The following is a 243-nucleotide window of genomic DNA, read 5'->3' as shown; positions in this document are numbered from 1 at the left end:
GGCGCCTTGCCCAGCTCGTAGATATCCGCGAGGTTGGGGATCTTCGACGCATCGATCTCCTGGAACAATCCCTGTTCAATGCCGAGCTGCGAGAAGCTGTCGGTGAGATAGATGACATCGACGCCCTTGCCATCGCGCAGTTTCAGCTTGTTGAGCCGGTCGGCATTGTTGCCGGTCTCGAACACGATCTCGCAGCCGCAGATCTTCTTGAAAGGCGTGATGATGTTCGCATTCATCTTCTCG

At 56.0% G+C, this 243-nt stretch carries 1 pseudogene; it reads right to left on the bottom strand.

What is annotated here, in order from left to right:
• Nucleotides 1–243: pseudogene (locus EOD29_RS34385) on the bottom strand (ABC transporter substrate-binding protein); the annotation flags it as partial.

Source organism: Mesorhizobium sp. M1A.T.Ca.IN.004.03.1.1 (assembly GCF_003997555.1).
Taxonomy (GTDB): Bacteria; Pseudomonadota; Alphaproteobacteria; order Rhizobiales; family Rhizobiaceae; genus Mesorhizobium.
The sequence above is the reverse complement of the archived record's forward strand: the minus strand, read 5'-3'. Positions and strand labels throughout refer to the sequence as shown.